Consider the following 1,798-nt stretch of genomic DNA (forward strand, 5'->3'; position numbering starts at 1 on the left):
CCATCCACCTTCGGAATTAGCGATTCTGAGGCGGCTGATTTATCCTTAAACGCGGGATAAAAATCATCTGTAAGATGTAAATAATAATCTGTTTCCACAAAAGTCTTGTGCCCAAGATACATGCTAAGGTATGGAAGAAACGCATTGAGATCCTTACCTTCTTTTACCCAAAGATTTAATCTTCTGACTGAAAACGAATGGCGAAAATCATGAATTCTTGGAGGGTTGCCGTTTGTGATTTCAATCCCGGTTTTGTTCCAGCACTGATGAAACATGTAACCAAGTGTTTCATCTGCATAACATACACCATGACGGTTTTCAAAAAACCATGAACGGGAAGGATATATACCCGACACAGCATCATTATATTTGCGGCACAGCATAAGGACATCCTCGGAAAGAGGAACAAACCGACTTCTTCTTTTCGAGTCCAATATACGCAGGATGCCGTTTTCCAAATCAACATCTTCCATACGAAGATTTCTTGCTTCTGATTGCCTTAGTCCACAGCAGTAGATTAGTCGGAAGATAACAGACATGACGAGATGTCTTTCTGGATACCGCTTGTCAAACGAGAACCGATCTGCTTCCTGAAAAAAGCGTTTCAGTTCATAGTCTGTATAAATATGTGGAATATACCTTGGTGCCTTTCCTGGAATAAAACGGGGTATTATAAAAGCGGCTTTCCCAATGCTGCGTATATATTTAGCTAATTGTCTGAGAGAGGATATACGTCTCTCTTGGGTTGCTTTGCTTTCTTCCCCATTTTTTTCTGACCAGTGCATTGCGATTTCTTTTGTAAGTTCAGTACAATTGGGGTAATTCTGTATACAGAATCTATCAAATCTCCATAGCTGATATTCCTGGCTGTCATATTTATAACCCAGCGCACGTTTTTGCTCTATCGTTCCGATGATATAGTCTGCAAGACCGCTTTTCATCACATGTGTCATAGGAGCTCCTCCTTTTCCACTTCGATACCGGATAGGCCGAGAGCACAGAAACGTAATTTTTTTGTATCAACAGATAGATATTTTTGGGTAGAGTTTTTATCTTTATGTCCCAATACGGAAGAGATAACAGGCAGTGGAACCGATTCAGCAAGCATCTTTTGTGCAACGGTATGCCTAAGACAGTGTATCCCCTGACTCATTCCCTTTTCTTCATGTATTCTGCAGTGTTTCATTGCAAGGCGGACAACTTCACTGCAGACGGCTGAACTGATTCTTTCATATGGGGCCAGATATCTGACAAATACGTAATCGCTAGAGGTATCCGGACGTTCATTAAGGATGTAATCAGCAAGGGAATTCCCGACATCTGCAAGAAGAGGCAATGCCAATTCTTCAGAAGTCTTTTGCTGAATAATTTTTATAGCGCTATGCCGCCAGTCAATGTCACATAACTTCAGTCCGGCAATGTCGCTTTTTCTAAGCCCCATCCTTGATGCAAGTAGAAAAATGGCATAGTTTCTTTTTGGAGAAGGCCCATCCTGCCGGATAAAAGCATCTAATTCTTGCAGTTCCAGCTCGGTCAAAGTACTTATAATCGAAGATTTACGCCCTGCATTTTGAGGAACAGCCCAAAGCAGGGGCTGTAATGTACTATCCTGCTCTATCATAAATCGAAAGAAAGACCTTAATACTGGCAGTACTACATGCATCCCTTTAGGGCGGGATAATGAAATGTATTTTATAAAATCCCTGATATCTTCCTGGGTGACATTGGTAATTTCATATATCATGTGACTTTTGATAAAAATCAAAAAAGATTCAACGATTCTACAGTAGACTTTTAC

At 40.7% G+C, this 1,798-nt stretch carries 2 protein-coding genes; both read right to left on the minus strand.

Annotated elements, in window-relative coordinates; translation table 11 throughout:
• A partial coding sequence (locus BM299_RS18740) for a tyrosine-type recombinase/integrase (RefSeq protein WP_092488065.1) occupies positions 1 to 953 on the minus strand: 953 nt, incomplete at its 3' end.
• The coding region (locus BM299_RS18745) for a site-specific integrase (protein WP_207545250.1) at positions 950 to 1,798 on the minus strand (849 nt) is incomplete at its 5' end. The genes BM299_RS18745 and BM299_RS18740, both read right to left, overlap by 4 nt.

Origin of the sequence: Desulfoscipio geothermicus DSM 3669 (genome assembly GCF_900115975.1) — a bacterium.
Taxonomy (GTDB): domain Bacteria; phylum Bacillota; class Desulfotomaculia; order Desulfotomaculales; family Desulfallaceae; genus Desulfoscipio; species Desulfoscipio geothermicus.